This window comes from Dryocola mayonis (genome assembly GCF_051307045.1).
Classification (GTDB): domain Bacteria; phylum Pseudomonadota; class Gammaproteobacteria; order Enterobacterales; family Enterobacteriaceae; genus Dryocola.
In genome coordinates, this window is record NZ_CP150452.1 from 4,121,850 (window position 1) to 4,138,987 (window position 17,138).

General features: G+C 56.6%; 11 protein-coding genes and 5 pseudogenes. 13 read left to right on the forward strand and 3 right to left on the reverse strand.

The window, feature by feature from the left end:
* Positions 1 to 96: 96 nt before the first annotated feature.
* The 6 genes and pseudogenes from priA to menA all read left to right on the forward strand — a co-directional run bounded on the left by priA (position 97) and on the right by menA (position 7,566).
* Positions 97 to 2,293, forward strand: a pseudogene (gene priA / locus WLO32_RS19905) (primosomal protein N').
* A gap of 164 nt (positions 2,294 to 2,457) precedes the next feature.
* Positions 2,458 to 3,492, forward strand: coding sequence for a DNA-binding transcriptional regulator CytR (gene cytR, locus WLO32_RS19910; protein WP_435946663.1), 1,035 nt, complete (start codon positions 2,458 to 2,460; stop codon positions 3,490 to 3,492).
* 88 nt (positions 3,493 to 3,580) lie between these two features.
* A pseudogene (gene ftsN / locus WLO32_RS19915) lies at positions 3,581 to 4,595 on the forward strand (cell division protein FtsN).
* A gap of 90 nt (positions 4,596 to 4,685) precedes the next feature.
* Positions 4,686 to 5,216: an ATP-dependent protease subunit HslV gene (gene hslV, locus WLO32_RS19920; protein ID WP_034461419.1), complete on the forward strand. Its 531-nt coding sequence runs from the start codon at positions 4,686 to 4,688 to the stop codon at positions 5,214 to 5,216.
* 9 nt (positions 5,217 to 5,225) lie between these two features.
* Positions 5,226 to 6,560 carry an HslU--HslV peptidase ATPase subunit gene (gene hslU / locus WLO32_RS19925; RefSeq protein ID WP_121266179.1) on the forward strand — a complete coding sequence of 445 codons (1,335 nt, stop codon included), beginning with the start codon at positions 5,226 to 5,228 and terminating at the stop codon, positions 6,558 to 6,560.
* A 75-nt stretch (positions 6,561 to 6,635) separates the two neighbouring features.
* A pseudogene (gene menA, locus WLO32_RS19930) lies at positions 6,636 to 7,566 on the forward strand (1,4-dihydroxy-2-naphthoate polyprenyltransferase).
* 8 nt (positions 7,567 to 7,574) lie between these two features.
* Here the strand turns inward: menA and WLO32_RS19935 are convergent.
* Positions 7,575 to 9,200 carry an ABC-F family ATP-binding cassette domain-containing protein gene (locus WLO32_RS19935; protein WP_435946664.1) on the reverse strand — a complete coding sequence of 542 codons (1,626 nt, stop codon included), beginning with the start codon at positions 9,198 to 9,200 and terminating at the stop codon, positions 7,575 to 7,577.
* 321 nt (positions 9,201 to 9,521) lie between these two features.
* On the opposite strand from WLO32_RS19935, the pseudogene rraA reads away from it, so the two are divergent.
* A pseudogene (gene rraA / locus WLO32_RS19940) lies at positions 9,522 to 10,008 on the forward strand (ribonuclease E activity regulator RraA).
* A gap of 58 nt (positions 10,009 to 10,066) precedes the next feature.
* Here rraA and zapB read toward each other — a convergent pair.
* Positions 10,067 to 10,306, reverse strand: a complete 240-nt coding sequence (gene zapB, locus WLO32_RS19945; protein WP_121266187.1) for a septal ring assembly protein ZapB — start codon at positions 10,304 to 10,306, stop codon at positions 10,067 to 10,069.
* 440 nt (positions 10,307 to 10,746) lie between these two features.
* On the opposite strand from zapB, the pseudogene WLO32_RS19950 reads away from it, so the two are divergent.
* The 4 genes and pseudogenes from WLO32_RS19950 (at position 10,747) to fpr (ending at position 15,114) form a co-directional block, all read left to right on the forward strand.
* Positions 10,747 to 11,599: pseudogene (locus tag WLO32_RS19950) on the forward strand (MIP/aquaporin family protein).
* 25 nt (positions 11,600 to 11,624) lie between these two features.
* A complete protein-coding gene (gene glpK / locus WLO32_RS19955) occupies positions 11,625 to 13,139 on the forward strand; it encodes a glycerol kinase GlpK (protein WP_435946665.1) in 1,515 nt (504 codons plus the stop codon).
* Positions 13,140 to 13,258: 119 nt separating this feature from the next.
* Entirely contained in the window at positions 13,259 to 14,269 is a 1,011-nt protein-coding gene (glpX, locus tag WLO32_RS19960) for a class II fructose-bisphosphatase (RefSeq protein ID WP_435946666.1), read from the forward strand.
* A gap of 98 nt (positions 14,270 to 14,367) precedes the next feature.
* The gene (fpr, locus tag WLO32_RS19965) at positions 14,368 to 15,114 is read left to right on the forward strand and encodes a ferredoxin--NADP(+) reductase (RefSeq protein WP_435946667.1); all 747 of its coding nucleotides are present in this window, start codon (positions 14,368 to 14,370) and stop codon (positions 15,112 to 15,114) included.
* Positions 15,115 to 15,116: 2 nt separating this feature from the next.
* Here fpr and WLO32_RS19970 read toward each other — a convergent pair whose 3' ends face one another.
* Entirely contained in the window at positions 15,117 to 15,536 is a 420-nt protein-coding gene (locus tag WLO32_RS19970) for a DUF805 domain-containing protein (RefSeq protein WP_435946668.1), read from the reverse strand.
* A gap of 114 nt (positions 15,537 to 15,650) precedes the next feature.
* On the opposite strand from WLO32_RS19970, the gene WLO32_RS19975 reads away from it, so the two are divergent.
* Together WLO32_RS19975 and tpiA are read left to right on the forward strand one after the other, a co-directional pair.
* Positions 15,651 to 16,250 carry a DUF1454 family protein gene (locus WLO32_RS19975; protein ID WP_435946669.1) on the forward strand — a complete coding sequence of 200 codons (600 nt, stop codon included), beginning with the start codon at positions 15,651 to 15,653 and terminating at the stop codon, positions 16,248 to 16,250.
* Positions 16,251 to 16,359: 109 nt separating this feature from the next.
* A complete protein-coding gene (gene tpiA, locus WLO32_RS19980; protein ID WP_435946670.1) occupies positions 16,360 to 17,127 on the forward strand; it encodes a triose-phosphate isomerase in 768 nt (255 codons plus the stop codon).
* The last annotated feature ends 11 nt before the right edge of the window (positions 17,128 to 17,138 follow it).

The window sequence follows — 17,138 nt, forward strand, 5'->3', positions numbered from 1 at the left end:
TCATACAGAATACTATTGATGCATGCAAACTGATCCGCAATTTCGCGAACACACAGTGTACACTATCTCGTCTTTTTTATCATCCCGGATATTTTCATGCCTGTCGCTCACGTCGCCCTGCCGGTTCCACTTGCCCGTACCTTTGACTATCTGATCCCTGCCGGGATGCAGGTCGCGGCGGGCTGTCGCGTAATGGTTCCGTTTGGCAAACGTGAGGCGGTGGGGATTGTAGTCGCCGTTAGCGATAAAAGCGAACTTGCGCTCAGCGAGCTGAAACCGGTCGTTGACGTGCTCGATAGCGCATCTTTATTTCCCCCGTCTTTATGGCGCGTTTTGCTGTGGGCAAAAGATTACTATCACCATCCCATCGGCGATGTGCTGTTTCACGCTTTGCCGATTTTGCTGCGCCAGGGCAAGCCCGCGCACCACGCGCCGCTGTGGTATTGGTTTGCCACGGAAGAAGGCAGGGCCGTCGATCTTAATAGCCTGAAGCGAGCGCCTAAGCAGCAGCAGGCGTTAGCGGCGGTGCGGCAAAAAAACATCTGGCGTCACCAGGTGGGCGAAATGGATATCAGCGAGCAGGGCCTGCAGGCGCTGCGCGCCAAAGGTCTATGCGAACTGCAAAGCGCGGCGCCTGCCGCAACGGACTGGCGGGAGAGCTGGTCGGTTGCGGGAGAACGCCTGCGTCTGAACACCGAGCAGGCCCACGGCGGTAGGCGCCATTCACAGCGCGGCGGATCGCTTTTCCGCCTGGCTGCTGGCGGGCATCACCGGCTCGGGCAAAACCGAAGTTTATCTGAGCGTGCTGGAAAACGTGCTGGCGCGAGGGTTGCAGGCGCTGGTGCTGGTGCCGGAAATCGGCCTGACGCCGCAGACCATCGCCCGCTTCCGCGAACGATTTAACGCGCCGGTAGAAGTATTGCACTCAGGGCTGAACGACAGCGAGCGCCTTGCCGTCTGGCTGAAAGCACGCAGCGGCGAGGCGGCGATTGTCATCGGCACCCGCTCCTCGTTGTTTACGCCTTTCTGCCGCCTTGGCGTTATCGTTATCGACGAAGAGCACGACAGCTCCTACAAGCAGCAGGAAGGCTGGCGCTACCATGCTCGCGATCTGGCGGTGTATCGCGCTCATGCGGAGGATATCCCGATAATTCTCGGCTCAGCGACGCCGGCGCTGGAAACGCTGCATAACGTACAGCTCGGCAAATATCGCCAGCTGCACCTGACCAAACGGGCGGGAAATGCGCGTCCTGCCTTGCAGCAGGTGCTGGATTTAAAAGGCCAGCCGCTTAAATCAGGCCTTGCGCCGGCGCTGATTCAGAAAATTGGGCAGCATCTGAAGGCGGATAACCAGGTCATTCTGTTTTTAAATCGTCGGGGATACGCCCCTGCTCTGCTCTGCCACGAATGCGGCTGGATAGCGGAGTGTCCGCGCTGCGATCGCTATTACACGCTGCATCAGGGCCAGCGTCATTTGCGCTGCCACCACTGCGACAGCCAGCGTGCCATACCCGACCAGTGCCCGGGCTGCGGCTCGACAAACCTGGTGCCGGTAGGCATGGGGACGGAACAGCTTGAGCAAAGCCTGGCGCCGCTATTCCCGGGCGTTCCCCTTTCTCGTATCGACCGCGATACCACCAGCCGGAAGGGCGCGCTTGAACAGCATCTGGCGGAGGTTCATCGCGGCGGCGCACGTATTCTGATTGGCACGCAGATGCTGGCTAAAGGCCACCATTTCCCCGACGTCACCTTAGTTGCGCTGCTTGACGTTGACGGCGCCCTGTTCTCGGCAGATTTTCGCGCAGCCGAGCGTTTCGCCCAGCTTTACGTTCAGGTTTCCGGGCGCGCAGGCCGCGCGGGTAAACAGGGTGAGGTGGTGCTGCAAACCCACCATCCTGAGCATCCCTTACTGCAGACGTTGCTGACCCAGGGCTACGACGCCTTCGCAGGCCAGGCGCTGATGGAGCGCCAGACGGTATTTTTGCCTCCTTTTACCAGCCACGTTATCTTCCGCGCTGAGGATCAAAACAACCACCAGGCGCCGCTGTTTTTGCAACAGCTGCGCAATTTGCTGGAAGCCAGCCCGCTGCGTGATGAACAGCTGTGGATAATGGGGCCAGTGCCGTCTTTACAGCCAAAGCGCGGCGGCCGCTTCCGCTGGCAGATTCTGCTACAGCACCCGTCACGCGCCCGTCTGCAGCGCCTGATAAGCCACTCCCTGGCGCTGGTCAATACCCTGCCGGAGTCGCGCAAGGTGAAGTGGATGCTGGATGTCGATCCGATTGAGGGCTAGCGCATGACCGACTGGTTATGCGAAGCGGATCGAAAAATTATGTACCCGTCACATTTTTAATGAAATTTCTGTAACAGGCGGCCGTCATATTCTGCTAAGAATGTGAGCACGAGCGGGCAGCAAGGATGCGGTATGACCTGCGGAGTGCATGCGAGGAGAAGAAGTTGAAGCCGAAGAACCAGGTTGCCAATGCAACCATGAAAGATGTTGCCCTGCAGGCGAAAGTCTCAACGGCAACGGTGTCCCGTGCGTTGATGAACCCGGATAAGGTCTCACAGAGCACGCGCAGCCGGGTAGAGCAGGCTGCAATAGAAGTGGGCTATCTGCCTCATTCGCCAGGCCGCAATGCAAAGCGTAACGAATCGCGCACCATTCTGGTTATCGTTCCGGATATCTGCGATCCGTTCTTCAGCGAGATTATTCGCGGCATTGAAGTCACCGCCGCTGAACAAGGTTATCTGGTGCTGATCGGCGACTGCGCCCATCAGAATCAGCAGGAAAAAACGTTTATCGACCTGATAATCACCAAGCAAATCGACGGAATGCTGCTGCTGGGCTCACGCCTGCCGTTTGATGCAAGCCTTGAGGAGCAAAGAAATCTGCCGCCGATGGTGATGGCCAACGAGTTTGCGCCTGAACTGGAGCTGCCGACGGTTCATATCGACAACCTTACCGCTGCGTTTAACGCGGTCTATTATTTGCAGCAGCTGGGCCACGAAAGGATTGCCTGTATTGCCGGGCCGGAAGAGATGCCGCTTTGCCATTATCGTCTGCAGGGATACGTGCAGGCCTTACGTCGTACGGGAATGGTCGTCGATCCGCATTACATCGCGCGCGGCGATTTTACTTATGAAGCCGGCGCGGCGGCCCTTGCGCAGCTTTTATCGCTTCCCGTTCCGCCTACCGCAGTTTTTTGCCACAGCGACGTTATGGCTCTGGGCGCGCTTTCACAGGCTAAACGCAGCGGGCTGCGCATCCCGGAAGATTTATCCATTATGGGCTTTGATGATATCGCGCTATCGCAGTTTTGCGATCCGCCGCTCACCACGGTTCAGCAGCCGCGTTTCGCTATCGGCAGGGAAGCTATGCTGTTGTTATTAGATCAGCTGCACGGCGAAATCGTTAGCAGCGGATCGCGCCTGCTGGACTGCGACCTCATTGAACGAGGAACCACCAGCGCGCCGGGCGCAAGAAAATGAGCCGCTTTAGGACTCCATAATCTGGTCAAAGGGGCCCCCCTTAAGTAACATGGCGGGCTGACAAACGAATAAATACAGCGAATCGATAGTGGCACAAAGAGATTATGTACGCCGCGGGCAATCGGCAGGGACACGGCGCAAGAAGAGCACCTCCCGCAAAAAGCAACGTAACCTGCCATCCATCTCGCCGACAATGGTTGCCATTGCGGCCGCCGTTCTGGTGACCTTTATTGGTGCTCTGTACTTCATTACCCATCATAAAAAAGAGGAAAGTGAAGTTCTGCCGGGCCATAAAGTGACCGGAAATGGGCTTCCTCCGAAACCTGAGGAACGCTGGCGTTACATTAAAGAGCTGGAGAACCGCCAGCCCGGCGTACGTATTCCAACCGAGCCTACCGCCGGTGGAGAAGTGCAGAACAAAGACCAGCTCACCAATGAACAGCGCCAGCTGCTTGAGCAGATGCAGGCGGATATGCGCCAGCAGCCGACGCAGCTAAACGAAGTGCCGTGGAACGAACAGACTCCGGCCCAGCGTCAACAAACTTTGCAGCGTCAAAAGCAGCTGCAACAGCAAGCGCAGCAGCAGCCTCGCGTGCAGCAGCGCGTTACCGAGCAGCCTTATCAGCAGCCGAGGAGCGCGCAGCAGGCTCCTGTTCAGCAGACGCAGCAGCAAAGAACGGTCCAGTCGCCGCCGCGTGCTACAGCATCCCAGCCGTACCAGGATTTGTTGCAAACGCCGCCGCACACCGCTCAGCAGCGAGCGCCTGCGCAAAATACGCAGCCTCGTGAGCAGGTCCAGGCGCAGCCAAAAGCGGCGCCCGTTACTCATGAGCCTGAAGCCGCTAAGCCTGCGCCGGCCCGCCCAGGAGAAAAAGGATGAAAAACGCTGGATGGTGCAGTGTGGATCATTCAAAGGTAGCGAACAGGCGGAAACGGTGCGCGCGCAGCTTGCTTTTGAAGGTTTTGATTCGCGCATTACCACCAACAACGGCTGGAATCGCGTGGTGATTGGCCCAATCAAAGGTAAAGACAACGCTGATGGCACCCTCAATCGTCTGAAGATGGCTGGCCACTCCAACTGCATTCGTCTCGGCGGGGGTTGAAACCCCCGAAATCCCCCCCATCTATAATTGCATTCAGCCCCAAACACGGTTTGGGGCACGTATTCAGCTGATGCAATAAGGGGTCTGCTCGTGACAACAATAGTAAGTGTGCGCCGCAATGGCCATGTCGTAATCGGTGGTGATGGTCAGGCCACGCTCGGCAATACCGTAATGAAAGGCAACGTGAAAAAAGTTCGTCGCCTCTACAACGACAAAGTCATTGCGGGCTTTGCGGGCGGCACAGCCGATGCCTTCACCCTTTTCGAACTCTTTGAGCGCAAGCTTGAGATGCACCAGGGCCACCTGGTGAAAGCCGCCGTCGAGCTGGCTAAAGACTGGCGTACCGACCGCATGCTGCGCAAGCTTGAAGCGCTGCTGGCCGTGGCCGATGAAAATGCCTCCCTGATAATCACCGGCAACGGTGACGTCATTCAGCCGGAAGATGACCTTATCGCCATCGGCTCTGGCGGCCCGTACGCGCAGGCGGCTGCCCGCGCCCTGCTGGAAAATACCGAGCTGGGCGCGCGCGACATCGTTGAGAAATCGCTGGGGATCGCCGGTGATATCTGCATCTACACCAACCATTTCCATACTATCGAAGAATTAGCGTCTAAGGCGTAAGGATCCCCCATGTCTGAAATGACTCCACGCGAAATTGTCAGCGAACTGAACAAACACATTATCGGCCAGGACAACGCCAAGCGTTCCGTGGCGATCGCGCTGCGTAACCGCTGGCGCCGTATGCAGCTGGACGAAGAGCTGCGCCATGAAGTGACGCCAAAAAACATTCTGATGATCGGCCCGACCGGCGTGGGTAAAACCGAAATCGCTCGTCGCCTGGCGAAGCTTGCCAATGCGCCGTTCATTAAAGTCGAAGCCACCAAGTTCACCGAAGTGGGCTATGTCGGGAAAGAAGTAGACTCTATCATCCGCGATCTGACCGATTCCGCGATGAAAATGGTGCGCTTACAGTCAATCGAGAAAAACCGCTATCGCGCCGAAGAGATGGCCGAAGAACGCATTCTTGATGCGCTGATCCCGCCGGCCAAGAATAACTGGGGCCAGTCCGAAACGGCGCAGGAGCCGTCCGCGGCGCGTCAGGCATTCCGCAAAAAACTGCGCGAAGGCCAGCTGGACGATAAAGAAATCGAAATCGATCTGGCGGCGGCGCCGATGGGCGTTGAAATCATGGCGCCTCCGGGCATGGAAGAGATGACCAGCCAGCTGCAGTCCATGTTCCAGAACCTGGGCGGCCAGAAGCAGAAGCCGCGCAAGCTGAAAATTAAAGACGCGATGAAGCTGCTGATTGAAGAAGAGGCGGCGAAGCTCGTCAACCCGGAAGAGCTGAAGCAGGATGCGATTGACGCCGTTGAGCAGCACGGCATCGTGTTTATCGACGAGATCGATAAAATCTGCAAGCGCGGCGGCAATACCTCCGGCCCGGACGTTTCCCGCGAAGGCGTACAGCGCGATCTGCTGCCGCTGGTTGAAGGCTGCACCGTCTCCACCAAGCACGGCATGGTCAAAACCGACCACATCCTGTTTATCGCCTCCGGCGCTTTCCAGGTGGCAAGCCCGTCCGACCTGATTCCGGAACTGCAGGGTCGTCTGCCAATCCGCGTTGAGCTGCAGGCGCTGACCGTGGAAGACTTCGAGCGCATCCTGACGGAGCCAAACGCTTCCATTACCGTGCAGTACAAAGCGCTAATGGGGACCGAAGGCGTGAATATCGACTTCACCGAAGACGGTATCCGTCGTATCGCTCAGGCGGCATGGCAGGTGAACGAATCCACCGAGAACATCGGCGCGCGTCGTCTGCATACCGTGCTCGAACGCCTGGTTGAAGACATCTCCTACGAAGCCAGCGATCTGAGCGGCCAGTCCATCAGCATCGACGCTGATTATGTCAGTAAGCATCTTGATGAGCTGGTAGCAGATGAAGATCTGAGCCGTTTTATCTTATAATCGCGCCCAACGTATTTTCTTCATTTCAAAATGGAGGGCTTATGCCCTCCATTTTTTTTACTGGCAGCTATAACGATGAACGATTCGCACTCTGTAAGCATAACGCGGGCCTGGCTGGAAAGCCTGCGTCCCCGCACCCTGCCGTTGGCTTTTGCCTCTATCGTCTGCGGCTCCGCGCTGGCCTACTGGCAGGGCGTCTTCGACCCTGCGGTGGCGGGCCTTGCGCTGCTGACGGCGGGACTGCTGCAAATTCTTTCGAACCTGGCGAACGATTATGGCGATGCGGTAAAGGGCAGCGATAAAGAAGATCGCATCGGGCCCTCTGCGCGGCATGCAGAAAGGGGCGATCACCCAGGCGCAAATGAAGCGCGCGCTGGTTATCACCGTCGTGCTTATTTGCCTCTCCGGCCTGGCTCTGGTCGCCGTCGCCTGTCATACCGCGGCCGATTTCTTCGGTTTCCTGGTGCTCGGGCTGGCCTCTATCGTCGCGGCAATCACCTACACCGTCGGTACCCGCCCGTATGGCTACATGGGCCTTGGCGATATTTCCGTGCTGGTCTTTTTCGGCTGGCTGAGCGTGGCCGGCAGCTGGTATCTGCAGGCGCACATGCTGGCGCCGTTGGTCTTCCTGCCCGCTACGGCCTGCGGCCTGCTGGCTACCGCCGTACTGAATATCAACAACCTGCGCGACATCGACAGCGACCGGGAAAACGGCAAAAACACCCTGGCGGTGCGCCTGGGTCCGGTTCTGGCGCGCCGCTACCATGTTTGTCTGCTGATGGGCGCGCTGCTGTGCCTGGCGGTCTTTAATCTGGTCTGGCTAAAAAGCCTGTGGGGATGGCTGTTTATGCTGGCGGCGCCGCTTCTCATCAAACAGGCAATGTACATCATGCGTGAAAGAGAGCCTGTCGCTATCCGTCCGATGCTTGAACGTACGGTGAAAGCGGCATTGTTGGTTAACCTATTGTTTGCAACAGGCGTTGCGCTCAGCAGAACGCATTTTTAATGGACGCATTAAGCAGGATGCTGATGAGCGAGGAGTTCCCAGCCCTTATCCCCTGCAACAAGCCTGTGCGTCAGCCCGATCCGGTTGAGAAACGCCTCATCGTGCGACACCACCATCAGGGTTCCCCGATACTGATTGAGTAAAGTCTCCAGCGCATGCAGGGAAGGGAAATCCAGATGGTTACTCGGCTCGTCGAGCAGTAAAAAGCCAGCGGGCGGATCGGCATAAATTACCGTTGCCAGCGCGGCTTTCAGCTGCTCTCCCCCGCTGAGTTTGCCGCAGGGCAGCAATAACTTCGTCGCATCTAATCCGAGCTGTGCAAGCTGCATACGCAGCTGCGCTTCTCCTGCCTGTGAGTTAACCGCCTTAAGTTGCTCAAGAACCGTTTCTTCGCGACGCAGTATGGAAAGCTGCTGGTCAAGGTATGCCGCCTTAACCCGCAGCTCGCAGCGACCGGACGCCAGCGGCAGCAGGCCTGCCAATGTTTTTAACAGCGTCGATTTACCGCAGCCGTTTGGGCCGACGACGCCCATTCGCTGACCGCCGTTGATAGCTAAGTTTATCCGGCTGAAAGGTTCCGGAGCGAAAGGTAAAACGGCCTCGTTAAGCGCGGCCACCTTTTGCGAGAGCGCCGTGAGTGCGGGTATGGCGTGCATGACGATGTGGGTGGATGTCTCCATTTGCTTCGCCGCCTCCTGCACCTGCTGGCTGAGCTGCGTCCTGGTCTGCGCTTGCTGTTTCGCCAGCTTGCCTGCCGAGGCCTCGCTGCGGCCTTTCTGGCGGCCCAGTAATATTTTCGCCTGATTGGCCTCTTTGCTCTGGCGACTGCTACGAAGCTGGCGTTTTTCAAACCGTTCACGCTGCTCGCGCAGCGCCTGCTCTTCTCGCTTACGCTCGGTTTTAAGGCGTTCAAGCTTTTGCGAGGCGGCGGCAGTTTCCTGCGCTTTCATCTGTTGATAAAAAGTATAATTGCCGCCGTAGCTGCGCAAACCCAGCGATGACAGTTCGACAATCCTTGCCATCTGCTGCAGCAACGTTCGGTCATGGCTAATCGTCAGCAGGCCGCGAGGCCAGCGCTGCAGCTGCTGCATCAGCGCCAGCCGGCTGGCGCCGTCCAGATGGTTGGTAGGTTCGTCAAGAATAAGAAAGTCCGCATCGGACAACATCGCGCCAGTAAGCGCCACCCGCATCGCTTCCCCGCCGCTCAGCCGGTCCGCCGCCGAAGCCGGCGTGAGATAGCCCAGCCCCGCGGACTCCAGCTGCGTTTTCAGCCGCTGGCGTAAGTCCCAGCCGTCACCCACAAGGTCAAAATCCGCCGGATCGACGCTTCCTGCCTCAATACGCCTTAACGCCGCTAACCGGTCGTCAACTCCCGCCAGCATCGCAACATTCTGGTAGTTTTGCGGCGACAGATGCTGCGCCAGGTATCTGACTTTGCCTGAACGATGGCAGTGACCGGAGGTCGGCATCACCAGGCCCGCCAGCATCTTCGCCAGCAGGCTCTTGCCCGCGCCATTTCTTCCCACCAGGCCAGTATGGCGATGGTCAAACTGTTCGTTGAGATTTGAGAAAAGCGGGTTGCCGTCAGGCAATACAAAAGAAACGCGTTCCAGCGTAAGGAGAGAATTCGTCATGCGATAACCTTGAAATTAATGCACCAGAGCAACGCCCGAAAGGAGCTGCGGGAAGGCCGTCAAAGGTGACGGAGGGCATTAATTGCGCATTGGACGAATACCTCGGCTGGGAAGTGAAGGACAGACTGAGCATATAATAGCTGTTTTCCGGCTGTCAAATAGCCCGCCCGTTCCGTGGCTTTTACCGCCGCGCCGGAAATATATCAGCCTGAACGGGGGAGAATGCGGCCCCATAAATATCAATTAACAATTGATGGTTTTGCCAACAGTTAACATTAAGCGATATACTGACAGCTCCTGCAGCAACAGAAATTAAATCCTATGAAATATGATACTTCCGAGCTTTGTGACATCTACCAGGAAGACGTCAACGTCGTTGAACCGCTGTTTTCCAATTTTGGTGGGCGGTCGTCGTTTGGCGGGCAAATCATTACGGTGAAATGTTTCGAGGACAACGGGTTGCTGTACGATCTGCTCGAACAGAATGGGCCGTGGCCGTGTTTTACTGGTCGATGGCGGCGGTTCTGTACGCCGCGCCCTTGTTGATGCTGAACTGGCTCGTCTGGCTACGCAAAACGAGTGGGAAGGCATTGTGGTTTACGGCGCGGTGCGCCAGGTGGACGATCTGGAAGAGCTGGATATTGGAATTCAGGCCATTGCCGCCATTCCGGTCGGCTCCACGGGCGAAGGCATTGGCGAAAGCGATGTGCGCGTTAACTTCGGCGGCGTGACCTTCTTCTCCGGCGATCACCTTTACGCGGATAACACCGGCATTATCCTTTCCGAAGATCCGCTGGATATCGAATAATCAGCTTACAACATGCAAAACGGGCGCCCTGGGCGCCCGTTTTATTTCAGCCTGTGACCTACACTTCTTCCATTTTGCCCAGCAGCGCGTGCAGACGCTCCTGCCAGACATGCTGTTGTTCTTTAAGAGAATTATTCTCGCGGACCAGCTCTTCGTGATTGCCCTGTGCCTGCTGCACTTCCTGAGCCAGGCTGTTGTTTTTTTCTTTCAGCTCTTCGATTTCCATCTGTAACAACGTGATAGTGTCAATCGCCTGCTGTACTTTCGATTCCAGTTTTTCAAAAACTTCAAATGACATGTCAAATCTCTCCTGAATTGCAAGGCGTTGATGGATGGCTATCCTCGTCCCGGGATGTCCGGCGACGCCTTTGTGAACATATGCGCACCACGCAGCGTTTCCCCGATTGTAAGTAGCGCAGCACGGCGTGTCCAGCGGCTTCCCGAGCTCTTTGCGTAACATAACGTTTTTCAGCTTATGCCGAGAGACCGCGGCCTGCTTAGCCATTAATTGTTAAAGAATACATCTTTAACACGCGGGCATTACCCTGCTTTTACTGTGTGATAGTGCTCATTTATGGCTCGAAAACGCGCTTTTTATGACGAAAGCCACAAATTTAAGGTTCGATATTTCTCGTTTATGTTCGTTAACGATAAATTAACACCATGCCTACATGGCAACAGGGTGGCAGGGACGCTCAACTCACAACAATCATTAATTTTGCCTTCAGGACCCTACTTATGAGCCAGACAGCTTCACCAACCTTAAAAGGCCAGTGCATCGCAGAATTTATGGGTACCGCGTTGTTGATTTTCTTCGGGGTAGGATGCGTGGCGGCATTAAAAGTGGCAGGCGCAAGCTTCGGACAGTGGGAAATCAGCATCATCTGGGGTTTAGGCGTGGCGATGGGCCATCTACTTAACCGCGGGTGTTTCTGGTGCGCACCTCAATCCTGCCGTCACCGTCGCGCTGTGGCTTTTCGCCTGCTTTGACGGACGTAAAGTCGCGCCCTTTATTGTGGCGCAGATCGCAGGCGCCTTCTGCGCCGCAGCGCTGGTATATGGCTTGTATTACAATTTGTTCCTTGATTACGAACAAACCCATCACATGGTGCGCGGCAGCGTAGACAGCCTTGAGCTGGCCGGCATCTTCTCTACTTACCCCAACCCGCACATCAACCTTGTGCAGGCGTTTGCCGTAGAGATGGTGATTACCGCCATTCTGATGGGCGTGATTCTGGCGCTGACCGATGACGGCAACGGCATTCCACGCGGGCCGCTGGCGCCGCTGCTGATTGGTTTACTGATAGCCGTAATCGGCGCGTCAATGGGCCCGCTGACCGGCTTCGCCATGAACCCGGCGCGTGATTTCGGCCCGAAAATGTTCGCCTGGCTGGCAGGCTGGGGCGAGGTCGCCTTTACCGGCGGCAAGGATATCCCCTACTTCCTGGTGCCCGTATTCGGCCCGTTGACGGGCGCAGCCTTAGGCGCATTCGGGTATCGTAAATTGATTGGTCGCCATTTGCCGTGCGACGTTTGCGAAGACGTTGAAGAGAAAGCTTCACGCTCATCCGCACAACAAAACGCCTCTTAAGCACCACTGACTTCAGGACAAGTTTATGACCACAGAAAAAAAGTACATCGTTGCGCTCGACCAGGGCACCACCAGCTCTCGTGCCGTCGTCCTGGATCATGACGCCAATATCATCAGCGTTTCACAGCGTGAATTTGAGCAGATCTACCCGAAGCCAGGCTGGGTTGAGCATGACCCCATGGAAATCTGGGCGACGCAAAGCTCCACGCTGGTAGAAGTGCTGGCGAAAGCAGATATCAATTCCGATCAGATTGCGGCCATCGGCATCACCAACCAGCGCGAAACCACCGTGGTCTGGGAGCGTGAAACCGGCAAACCCATTTATAACGCCATTGTCTGGCAGTGCCGCCGCACCGCGGAGATTTGCGAGAAGCTCAAGCGTGACGGCATGGAAGAGTATATCCGCCACAATACTGGCCTGGTCATCGACCCTTATTTCTCCGGCACCAAGGTAAAATGGATCCTCGACCACGTGGAAGGCTCACGCGAGCGCGCTCGCCGCGGCGAACTGCTGTTCGGCACCATTGACACCTGGCTTATCTGGAAAATGACTCAGGGACGCGTGCACGTGACCGACTACACCAACGCTTCCCGCACCATGCTGTTCAATATCCATGAGCTGGACTGGGATGACCGCATGCTGGAAGCGCTGGATATTCCACGCGCCATGCTGCCGGACGTGCGTAAGTCGTCCGAAGTTTATGGCCAGACGAACATTGGCGGTAAAGGCGGCACGCGTATTCCTATCGCCGGTATCGCAGGCGATCAGCAGGCGGCGCTGTTCGGGCAGCTGTGCGTGAAAGAAGGCATGGCGAAGAATACCTACGGCACCGGCTGCTTTATGCTGATGAACACCGGTGAAAAAGCCGTGACCTCAAGCCATGGGCTGCTGACAACGATCGCCTGCGGTCCACGAGGTGAAGTGAATTACGCTCTGGAAGGCGCGGTGTTTATGGCTGGCGCTTCTATTCAGTGGCTGCGCGACGAGATGAAGCTCATCAGCGACGCCTTCGACTCTGAATACTTCGCCACCAAGGTGAAAGATACCAACGGGGTGTATGTCGTTCCCGCTTTCACCGGCCTCGGCGCGCCGTACTGGGATCCGTATGCACGCGGTGCGATTTTCGGCCTGACGCGCGGGGTGAATTCAAACCACATCATCCGCGCTACGCTGGAATCCATCGCTTATCAAACCCGTGACGTGCTCGAAGCGATGCAGGCTGACTCAGGCATTCGTCTGCACGCCTTACGCGTGGACGGCGGCGCGGTGGCCAACAATTTCCTGATGCAGTTCCAGTCCGATATTCTCGGCACTCGCGTCGAACGCCCTGAAGTGCGTGAAGTTACCGCTCTGGGCGCGGCCTATCTGGCAGGCCTGGCGGTTGGCTTCTGGCAGAACCTCGATGAGGTCAGCGAGAAAGCGGTCATTGAGAAAGAGTTCCGTCCGGGTATCGAAACCACCGAGCGCAATTTCCGTTACGCAGGCTGGAAGAAAGCGGTGAAACGCGCGCTTGCATGGGAAGAGCACGACGAATCTTAAGCCCTTTCTATGGCCCCGGAAGGGGCCATTTTCATTCTCCCTCCCCCTGCAGGGTTTTCCTGGCCGACAGCCGCCTGTGCTACACTCCGTCGCAATTAAGCTTGCTAAATGAGTATGTGATGAAACGAGAACTTGCGATCGAATTTTCCCGCGTAACGGAAGCCGCAGCGCTTGCAGGCTATAAATGGCTTGGCCGCGGCGATAAAAATATCGCCGACGGCGCAGCCGTTCACGCCATGCGCATCGTGCTTAACCAGGTCAATATCGACGGCCGGATCGTCATTGGCGAAGGGGAAATCGACGAGGCGCCGATGCTTTATATCGGCGAGAAAGTGGGAACCGGGCAAGGCGACGCGGTGGATATCGCCGTTGATCCCATAGAAGGCACCCGCATGACGGCGATGGGCCAGGCCAACGCGCTGGCTGTATTAGCCGTAGGCGATAAAGGCAGCTTTCTGAACGCCCCTGATATGTATATGGAAAAGCTGATCGTGGGCCCTGGCGCACGGGGCGTTATCGATCTCAACCTGCCGCTTGCGCAAAATCTGCATAACGTTGCCGTTGCGCTCAATAAACCGCTCAGCGAGCTTACCGTCACCATTCTGGCGAAACCTCGCCACGAGGCCACCATCGCCGAAATGCAGAAGCTGGGCGTGCGCGTTTTTGCCATTCCTGACGGCGACGTTGCCGCCTCGATCCTCACCTGCATGCCGGACAGCGAAGTGGACGTGATGTACGGCATCGGCGGCGCGCCTGAAGGGGTGATTTCCGCAGCGGTTATCCGCGCGCTGGACGGCGATATGCAGGGCCGCCTGCTGGCACGTCATCACGTTAAAGGCGACAACGAAGCCAACCGCCACATCGGCGAACAGGAGCTGGAACGCTGCAAAACGATGGGCATTGAAGCAGGCAAGGTTCTGAAGCTGGACGACATGGCGCGCAACGATAACGTTATCTTTTCGGCCACCGGCATCACCAAAGGCGATCTGCTTGAGGGGATCGCCCGCAAAGGCAATATGGCGACCACAGAAACGCTGCTGATTCGCGGCAAATCGCGCACCATCCGCCGTATCAAATCCATTCACTATCTCGACCGCAAAGACCCGGACGTGCAGGCCCATATTCTGTAAGGCTGCCGTTTGTCTGATTGAGCTTTCCGGCCTGCGCAGGCTGGAAATCTCTCATTTTTCTGGTGAAGATAAGGCAAGAGCAACAACAGGAGCGCAACATGGCGGATTGGGTCAAAGGTAAAGTTACTCGGGTTCAGCACTGGACCGATTCTCTCTTCAGCCTCACGATTCAGGCTCCTGTAGCCCCGTTTACCGCCGGGCAATTTACCAAACTGGCGCTGGAAATCGACGGGGAACGCGTGCAGCGCGCCTATTCCTACGTTAACGCGCCGGGCAACCCCGATCTCGAATTCTACCTGGTCAACGTGCCGGAAGGTAAACTCAGCCCGCGCCTGCACGTTATGCAACCCGGCGACGAAGTACTGGTGGTGAGCGAGGCCGCCGGATTCTTTGTGCTGGAAGAAATCCCGGACTGCAAAACGCTGTGGATGCTGGCGACCGGCACCGCGCTTGGCCCTTATCTTTCGATCCTGCAGGAAGGCAAGGATCTTGAACGCTTTGAGAACATCGTTTTGCTGCATGCCGTGCGCTATGCCAGCGACCTGAGCTATCTGCCGTTAATGCAGCAGCTTCAGCGGCGCTATGAAGGGAAATTACGCATTCAGACGGTGGTGAGCCGCGAAACCATCGCCGGTTCGCTGCACGGCCGCGTACCTGCGCTTATCGACAGCGGCGAGCTGGAAGCCGCGGTTGGCTTACCGATGGATATTGAAACCAGCCACGTCATGCTGTGCGGCAATCCGCAAATGGTGCGCGATACCCAGCAGCTGCTGAAAGATACCCGGCAGATGACCAAACATTTGCGTCGCCGTCCGGGCCATATGACCGCCGAACACTACTGGTAAGCTCAGCGGTATTTTACTTCGCTGGTATCTTTGCCGAATCTGTTCTCGCCCTGGGTGCCGACAAACGCGCCCAGGTCCATCATCATCATCACCAGAATCAGCGTCGGGATAAAGCGCCCCAGTCCCCACTGCGCTACGCTGCCAAAAACCTCCCAGTTACCCGCCAGCAGCAGCCATGCCGGTATAAACAGCAGCGCCCACCAGCCTTTTCTGTTGCGATCGTGCAGGCGTTTGACGATAACCGCAGCCGTGGGAATCAACGACCCCGACAAAAAGAAGCCGGCGGTCGAGTAAGGCATAATTTTTGCCCCTGCCAGGACAAACAAAATCGCCAGGCCGGCAATCCACACGCCAATCCAAATCCAGAAATCGCGTCGTCCAATACGCCCGTTAAAAGAGAACAGCCATTGCTGTATGGTCATGGTAAGGTCCTTATTAAAATTATGCGGCGTAGTGTACCCTGGCCGAGCCGGGTTTTGACAAGCCAACAGATTGCCGATTTAATCGGTGCAATGAATGTCCTGGAGAAGCTGTTGATGAAATATCTGCTCTGCGCCTTTGCGCTGTTCACGCTACCTGTTGCAGTGAGCCGGGCAGACCCGCCTTCAGAAACGCCCTCCACCTTGCCCGCCGCGCCCTACCTGCTGCCCGGCTCGCCGACCTTTGATCTGACGATTACGCAGTTTCGTGAAAAATTTAATATCGATAACCCAAAGCTGCCGATCAATGAATTTCGCGCCATCGACGCCAGCCGCGACAGGACGAACCTGACGCGGGCGGCCAGCAAGATTAACGAAAACCTCTACGCTTCTACGGCGCTGGAACGCGGCACGCTGAAAATCAAATCCATCCAGATGACCTGGCTGCCGATTCAGGGGCCGGAGCAGAAAGCCGCCCTTGCGAAAGCGACAGAGTATATGGCCGCCCTGCTGCGCAGCTTTACTCCGACCTTTTCTAAGCAGCAAAGCCTGGACAGGCTCAACAAATTACTCAGCGCCGGCAAGAACAAACGCTACTTCGCGCAGACCGAAGGGGCGATTCGCTATGTAGTGGCAGATAACGGCGAAAAAGGGCTAACTTTCGCCGTTGAACCGATTAAGCTCGCGCTTTCGGAAACGCTAAACAACGGTGAATAAATGACAAAAAGCAAAGCCTTTCACCCGTTGAGTCTCTATACTATTTCACAGACCATGCTGCCCTGAGGGCAGCGATTCTTTTATTTGCTTGACCTCGTGGAGAATTAAAATGCGACATCCTTTAGTGATGGGTAACTGGAAACTGAACGGCAGCAAGCACATGGTTAACGAGTTGATTGCTGGCCTGCGCAAAGAACTTTCCGGCGTTGATGGTTGTGGCGTAGCTATCGCTCCTCCGGCCATGTACCTGGACCAGGCAAAACACGCCGCTTCCGGTAGCCACATCATTCTTGGTGCTCAGAACGTTGACGTAAACCTGTCCGGCGCCTTCACCGGTGAAGTCTCCGCCGAAATGCTAAAAGACATCGGTGCTAAGTACATCATCATCGGTCACTCCGAGCGTCGTACCTATCACGCTGAATCCGACGAACTGATCGCGAAGAAATTCGCCGTCCTGAAAGAAGTTGGCCTGACGCCGGTACTGTGCATCGGCGAAACCGAAGCGGAAAACGAAGCGGGCAAAACCGAAGAAGTTTGTGCTCGTCAGATTGACGCCGTTCTGAAAACTCAGGGCGCGGCTGCTTTCGAAGGCGTAGTTATCGCTTACGAACCAGTATGGGCAATCGGCACTGGCAAATCAGCCACTCCAGCTCAGGCTCAGGCCGTTCACAAATTCATCCGCGACCACATCGCTAAAGCCGATGCGAAAGTGGCTGAACAAGTCATCATCCAGTACGGCGGTTCCGTAAACGATAAAAACGCAGCCGAGCTGTTCGCTCAGCCGGACATCGACGGCGCGCTGGTCGGCGGCGCTTCCCTGAAAGCCGACGCTTTCGCGGTTATCGTTAAAGCTGCGGCTGAAGCGAAAAAAGCGTAATTAACGCACAG

Excerpts from the sequence above, each read along its gene's own strand:
- glpK (WP_435946665.1), top strand. The coding sequence starts at position 11,625 with ATGACCACAGAAAAAAAGTACATCGTTGCGCTCGACCAGGGCACCACC.
- WLO32_RS19935 (WP_435946664.1), bottom strand. The coding sequence starts at position 9,200 with ATGACGAATTCTCTCCTTACGCTGGAACGCGTTTCTTTTGTATTGCCT.
- WLO32_RS19975 (WP_435946669.1), top strand. The coding sequence starts at position 15,651 with ATGAAATATCTGCTCTGCGCCTTTGCGCTGTTCACGCTACCTGTTGCA.
- glpX (WP_435946666.1), top strand. The coding sequence starts at position 13,259 with ATGAAACGAGAACTTGCGATCGAATTTTCCCGCGTAACGGAAGCCGCA.
- hslU (WP_121266179.1), top strand. The coding sequence starts at position 5,226 with ATGTCTGAAATGACTCCACGCGAAATTGTCAGCGAACTGAACAAACAC.
- WLO32_RS19970 (WP_435946668.1), bottom strand. The coding sequence starts at position 15,536 with ATGACCATACAGCAATGGCTGTTCTCTTTTAACGGGCGTATTGGACGA.
- tpiA (WP_435946670.1), top strand. The coding sequence starts at position 16,360 with ATGCGACATCCTTTAGTGATGGGTAACTGGAAACTGAACGGCAGCAAG.
- fpr (WP_435946667.1), top strand. The coding sequence starts at position 14,368 with ATGGCGGATTGGGTCAAAGGTAAAGTTACTCGGGTTCAGCACTGGACC.
- zapB (WP_121266187.1), bottom strand. The coding sequence starts at position 10,306 with ATGTCATTTGAAGTTTTTGAAAAACTGGAATCGAAAGTACAGCAGGCG.